Source organism: Parasutterella muris (genome assembly GCF_943193095.1).
Lineage (GTDB): Bacteria > Pseudomonadota > Gammaproteobacteria > Burkholderiales > Burkholderiaceae_F > Parasutterella > Parasutterella muris.
Window position 1 is genome coordinate 1 of the sequence record NZ_CALPCV010000050.1, and the last position, 6171, is coordinate 6171.

Here is a 6171-nt window from a genome sequence, read left to right on the forward strand (position 1 = left end):
CCCGGTTTACGGGCAATTTGGGCACTGTGTGTAACTACTAGTAATATTTATGATCTAGTTTTTGGGAATTCAGGATAAAAAGTCCCGACAGCAATGTCGGGATTTTTTTTGCCTGTTGATTTTTCATTTCCTGTCTGATCAGCGATAATTTCAGAAAATACCAAGGATCTAATAATTACATGTTTCGGAAATAATCTGACTGATCTCTCACTTCAGAATCAGGGAAAGATGCCGAAAAAATAAATAAAAAGGAACAGGCATGAACGAAAATCTGGTTGGCCCGATTTTTGACCTCCTCAAAGGCGACCGCGACTCTAAACAGATAACAAAACTGGTAAAGAAAATTTTAGTCGCCAATCGCCGCAATATAAAAATCGGCTCAATTACAAAACCTCAGCTCGAAAAAGTCATCAACGACGGCGTACTGGAAAAAAAAACAAAACTGGCGCACGTTGACTGAGCGCGTCGCCGAGCTGCTGTTTCAGCCGTATCCTCAGCTCCTGGATGCCATGTGGGCTCAGGTTCTTGCAAGTGAATCTGATGACTCGAAAAAGAGTGACGAATTATCCCTTGAGATTGCTCAGCAGTTGAAAATAGTTTTTGATGAAAATGAAATACCATCTCAAACCAGACATCGAATGACCTTGGCGCTTTGGGGTTTGGTGACGGATTCCTATACAGATTTTGTCAATCGAATCAACAAGCCGGTATTCGATGAACCTCTTGATGAACTAACTCCTGCTGCATTCTTAGAGCAGCAAAAATCACAAAATACTGAACCGAAGCAGGGATGCAGCGCCGCAGATAAACAAAACGAGCCCTCTAAAACTGAAGGATTAAAAGAATCGAACGGTACTTCTTCTGTCGAAACTTCCGAAGAGGCAGGAAATCAAAACGCCGATATTTCTTCAGCCGCTCCGGAAACAACTGAAGATAATAAAATCCCCACGCTGGAAGAAGAGCTAAAAGAACTGACGAATAAAACGGACGCTGCGACAAGCGACTCCGATCAGTTTGATACGGATATTAAAAGGCATCTGGATAAACTCGAAGAAGAATGCGCGCTGGCAGATTTAGAGACTGAAGAAGCGGCAATCCGACAGATCAAACGCCCTATGGTGACCGGACTGCTTAGATGCTTCAACAGCTCAACTATCTGCAATTTTTATCCGCTTTGCAGATGGAATAACGGACTTCCTTCCAAAATCGAAAATGCCAAAGAACTGTATCCCGAGATGGCCAATATTCTCTTGGGAGACGCAAATCGAGTCGGCAGAAAGGAACGGTTAACGCTGGCCAACGGAATTCTTCTCAACATCCCCTTCGAAGATTCCGAACTTGAAAGTACGTTTTTCGAAAACAAGAGCAAATTTACTCTCGATATCTATTCGCTTTTTGCAAAAAAAGAAGTCCGAAATGCCGCCTTTGACGACCGTGAAAACGGATATTGGCAGGCTTTTTATATCGTAGAACCGGTTGACCCCGAGTCCGTGTCCCTGGATAAGAAAATTGAAATCAAACTCGACAGCTTAACATATATTCGTCCGGAACTCTCCGATTTGGCCAGAGGACAGTTCGTTGTTCTGAAACTAAATAACAAATATTACGGACCTCTTTCCTTAAAAGAAGATGCCTTGAAACGACTCTATGTCGCTCCGCTGACATCTTCGGAAAACAGAGGCATTGTCGACTGCTTCGAAGAAAGACCCGATGCGCCGGTCAGTCCGATCTTTAAAGTTGAAGGCATCAATGTTCTTGTCAACTTAAAAATGATTTTCACCAATCCGCTTCTGGTTCGCAAAACGACAGTGGATATGGTTTCTGATGAAGCGCTCGTCAAGGAATTCATCCGGAAAATCCCGCGTGCAAACGGAACTCCCGAAGTCATTTCTCGTTGGATGCTCGATAATCTTAATAACGGTTTCTTTGATTCCGGCTCCGTCATTACCAAACAGCGTGCACTAAGACTGCTCAAATACCTGCAGCTGAATCTTCCGGAATCCAGACAAATTGAGCAAATCGTCGAGATGATCAGCTCGGCAATGAGCTCAGCAGCAAAGAGAAAACCCGAACTGTTCGAGGAAATTTATAAACGTGTCATAACTGATCAGGACGTTCTTAAATCGCTTCCGGCCCACAAGCTGATCATGGAAGATCTCAAAGAGCTCGAGGACAAACGCGAGGATCTCCAGAGACAAATTTCCGAGCTGGAACATCGCAAAAAAGATAAAGAACGCGAAGCGGCAAATAAACGCCGCAAAAGCGAGCTTGAAAAAGAAATTGAACTGCTCGAGAGCCGTTTGGAAGACCTAAAAGAGATAAAAGACATCCGTAAGGCTCGAGATGATGAACGAGGTGAATTGGTCCGCATCCGCAAAGAGGTTAGGCTGGCCAATGAAGAACTCGCTCAGGTTAAGAAAGAACGTGAAGACTTCGATACTCAGCTCGAAGGATTCAACAAGAAGATCAATGAAACTGTAAGGACGGTAGCCGATCTCGCTTTCGACGGCCAAGTGACTGCAAAAATTATGGCAGCTGCCAACCGGTGGAACGACGAAAGGAATACGGAAGCGACAAGAAACCGTGTGAACTTCTTAAAGCAGATCAAGAAATCTTCTCTCACCGGCAGAGCGCTAAATGATGAACTGATCAAACGCCTGAGTCGATTCAGAAAGTATGATCCGAACGAGTTCACCAACATGTTTGTCTGTATCGCGCAGAACTTCCTGACGGTATTTTCCGGAACTCCGGGTTCGGGCAAGACTTCTATGTGCAATTTGATTGCGGTCAATCTCGGCCTAAATTCAATTGCTAAAGAGCAGGAGGTGCCCGCACTATGGAACGAACAGCGCGAACTCGCCAATCGTTATGTTCCTGTGTCCGTAGAGAAGGGCTGGACTTCAAAACGCGATTTGATCGGATACTACAACCCGCTAACCAGACGCTTTGAGAGCCAGGACCTGCATCGCATCGAATGCTTCCGCCAGCTGGATGCTGAGTGCGGCGTCGGATTCCAAGAGCTTCCTTACTTTATACTGCTTGACGAAGCCAACCTCAGTCCGATGGAGTACTACTTCGCAGACTTTATGAATATCTGCGACGTGCGCGATAGCTTCAGCTACATCTCGCTCGGAAACGATATGAGCTTTAAGATTCCCGACACGCTGCGCTTTCTCGCGACCATCAATAACGACCACACCACAGAAAATCTCTCGCCGCGTCTTATTGACAGAGCTTGGATTATTACGCTGCCTGACACCGATAGCGTCACCGAACATTCTTCCAGCGAAATGTCCGAAGCGACCGATTTTGAACCGATCAATTGGCAGAATTTCCTTGCCACTTTCGGCAAGACAAGCTCGGTGAATCTCTCCGGCAGCGTCACAGAACTTCTCCAAACGGCAAAGTCGATGTTTAACAATCTCGGTGTTCAGGTTTCTCCGAGAACACAATTCTCAATGGCAAATTTCATCCAGACATCATCTGCCTTGATGAAGAGCGGCGACGGACAGAGCTCTGAGCTGCTCTCACTGGATTACGCGATCGCGCAGAAGCTTCTGCCCACAATCAACGGCGTCGGGGAAGGCTATAAGGAGCAGCTGAACGAGCTTCAGTACTGGCTTAGCGACACAAAACTGACCAAATCTGCAGGCATTCTTGAGCAGATCATCAGCCAGGGCGAAAGCCGAATGGACTACTTCGGATACTTCTAATGTCAGATTGGGACATCCAAATCTCAGCAGCGCTTAGAAAATCCGTTCCCGGATCTGATGAAAGTGAAGAGCTGCCTCTGATTTTTCATAGAGAAAAGCCGACAATCGACCGTTTCATCAGCGGACAAACTATTGTCAGCGTGTATGACGACGTTTCTTATGCGGTTGAATTTGCGTCTGAGGAATTTCTTGACTCCTTTGATCTCTTTGATATATCAATAGAAAGCCAGTCCGTTTACAAAGGACGAGCTGACACGGCTCGTCATTATTTCAAACAAGGGGCGAATTTTTCGACTGAATATAAAAAAATATTCTCAAACAGTCTCGGACTGGTTTATTTGGAACTGACTCTTCGTCGAGATGATTCCGAAGAGACACTCCGGCTTTACTCCGATTATTTTTCTGTCTGCCTCGCAAGGGGAGTAGAGAGTGAGAACCTTTACGGCATCTACGAAAAAGTCCGCAAAAACAGCGCACTGCTATACAGTGAGAATGTGACGCTTCTTTCAAGATCGGCTGATTCTGATGATGAGTCCGAACTGATAAAAATTTTTGATCGTTATCTGCTCACCCTGAAAAAGATCATTAGCGTCTATTCTTACAACGCTGTCTTTTTCTCTTCAAACAGCCGTGCTCGTTTGGAAATGAACGGAAGCATCGATAACTTTGAAAAGCTGACCGAAGTAAAACCGGAAACCTTGTTTTTTATCGCGAATCATCCGGACGAACTTGAACCGACTCATGAAAAAAACGGCATTCAAATCGGCTCTTTCTTTTACCTGCCAAGAAAGACTTTGGTTTTCAAAAACAAACTTAATTTTGATGTTTATGAAAACCGGGTTGTCGTCAGTTTTCTCGAAGACGTGATTCTTAAAACTAAAGGTGTGGCGGACAATCTGGGACAGTTTTTGAAGGCTTGCCGCTGCTTTCACTATCCGACGAGTTCTATATCAACACTTCAAGCATTGTGCTTGAAGAATATAAAGGGCTTTATAACGAGATTAGCCAAAAACTGCTGGAAGCTTTAAAAGAAATTAAAAAAATTCATTTTCAATACTCCAGATTCCTTCCGGTTACGCGACTTAAAGGCGGTTTTACGCCGAAACCGACGCCGGTTTTTCTCAATATTCCGCAATATCGGCAGATCTACGCTGTGATGCGGGAATGGTATGGAAACCGTCTTAATTCCGGGTCGGCCCAGTTCGTGATGTCGACTGTCAGCGAAAGCTCAAAACTCTACGAGCATTACCTGCTTATCAAGATTATTGAAGAACTGACCCGACTTGGTTGGAGTATGACCGAAAAGAAATTTGAAAATTGGCTTCAGCTTCAAAAGAATACCGGTAATCCGCCTTGTAATTATTTTGAATTTGTACGCGGAGAAAAAACACTGCAGCTTTTCTTCGAACCCGTCATTTCCTGCAGCAGAGAAGAGAACGTCCTGACAGGACTATTCAGAAACAGCACGGCCTACATTTCTTCTTCTTCCGCTTGTCCGCTGACTCTGCGGTCAAACGCTAAAGAAGAGGCCTTCTACACGCCGGACTATGTGCTGAAGCTCAATGACGAAGGAAAGTCCTACTACTTAATCCTTGACGCGAAGTTTTCCAACCTTGCGTCCGTAATCTCCGCTCAGCTTCTGCCGCTGATTTTCAAATACATTCTCGGCATTACACCGATCAATGCGTCTGACCGCATTGAAGGCCTGCTGCTCGTTTGCGGAAAATATACTAAGGAGTATGAAAGGTCGCGCCGACATCCGCTTTGGAATGTCGGCGCAGGGGCTTTTGAAATTTTCTCAGCTGAAAAGATTAATGTCGTCGAAGTGAACGAAGCCTATGCGCCTAACGGCTTGACCGAAATGCTGTCTAAATTTTTATGCCGTTTCGAGACCTCTTAATCATCAAAGAAATTCCTGCACCGCTATTAGAAAATTCGATCTCCATACTCCCTTTGGCATATGGGTAAACCATTGTCAATTTGCTCACTTTGGTGCAAAAATTACCTTTTAAATTAACAAGCTAATTAAGAAATACGCAATAAACCAAAGAGTTATAGTCGATACCATACTTATTTTATAGGTATCTCGTTTTCCCTTAGCTTGTCGGAATAACCATATATTTTTCTTTCGATTAAGACTAAAATACACAGCCATGAAAGAGAAGCATATTAAAAGATTCTCATTCATAAGCAGGATTTGACCGGGTGCGTCGAGTCCTATTAAAACATTCAGTGGCGCATGACCACGGTTTTAGGACCGGCGCGGCTGATCGGATAACCCGGAATACACGGGTTCTTTTTTAAATAGAGGAGTTTAGTAAATGACTCGTATTGAACATGATTTCATTGGTGATTTAGAAGTACCGGAAAACGCTTACTACGGCGTTCAGTCCCTTCGCGGTAAAGAAAATTTCTTCATCACCGAAGAAAATAACAATCAGGAAATCTACTTCATCAT

General features: G+C 44.4%; 4 protein-coding genes. All 4 read left to right on the forward strand.

From position 1 onward, the window contains the following. The first annotated feature begins 259 nt into the window (after positions 1 to 259). From NFR90_RS11315 to NFR90_RS11330, 4 genes are read left to right on the forward strand one after another with little or no spacing between them, the layout of a single operon-like run. Entirely contained in the window at positions 260 to 460 is a 201-nt protein-coding gene (locus NFR90_RS11315; RefSeq protein WP_251453102.1) for a hypothetical protein, read from the forward strand. Beyond that, a complete protein-coding gene (locus NFR90_RS11320) occupies positions 453 to 3713 on the forward strand; it encodes a DUF8727 domain-containing protein (RefSeq protein ID WP_251453103.1) in 3261 nt (1086 codons plus the stop codon). Before NFR90_RS11315 ends, NFR90_RS11320 begins: the two co-directional genes overlap by 8 nt. Then, positions 3713 to 4741 (forward strand): hypothetical protein, encoded by a 1029-nt coding sequence (locus NFR90_RS11325; RefSeq protein WP_251453104.1) that lies wholly within the window; start codon positions 3713 to 3715, stop codon positions 4739 to 4741. The genes NFR90_RS11320 and NFR90_RS11325 overlap by 1 nt, the downstream gene beginning before the upstream one ends. Continuing rightward, positions 4681 to 5613, forward strand: coding sequence for a hypothetical protein (locus tag NFR90_RS11330; RefSeq protein ID WP_251453105.1), 933 nt, complete (start codon positions 4681 to 4683; stop codon positions 5611 to 5613). The genes NFR90_RS11325 and NFR90_RS11330 overlap by 61 nt, the downstream gene beginning before the upstream one ends. The last annotated feature ends 558 nt before the right edge of the window (positions 5614 to 6171 follow it).

Coding starts and splice junctions, on each gene's coding strand:
- NFR90_RS11325 (WP_251453104.1), top strand. CDS start 3,713: ATGTCAGATTGGGACATCCAAATCTCAGCAGCGCTTAGAAAATCCGTT.
- NFR90_RS11315 (WP_251453102.1), top strand. CDS start 260: ATGAACGAAAATCTGGTTGGCCCGATTTTTGACCTCCTCAAAGGCGAC.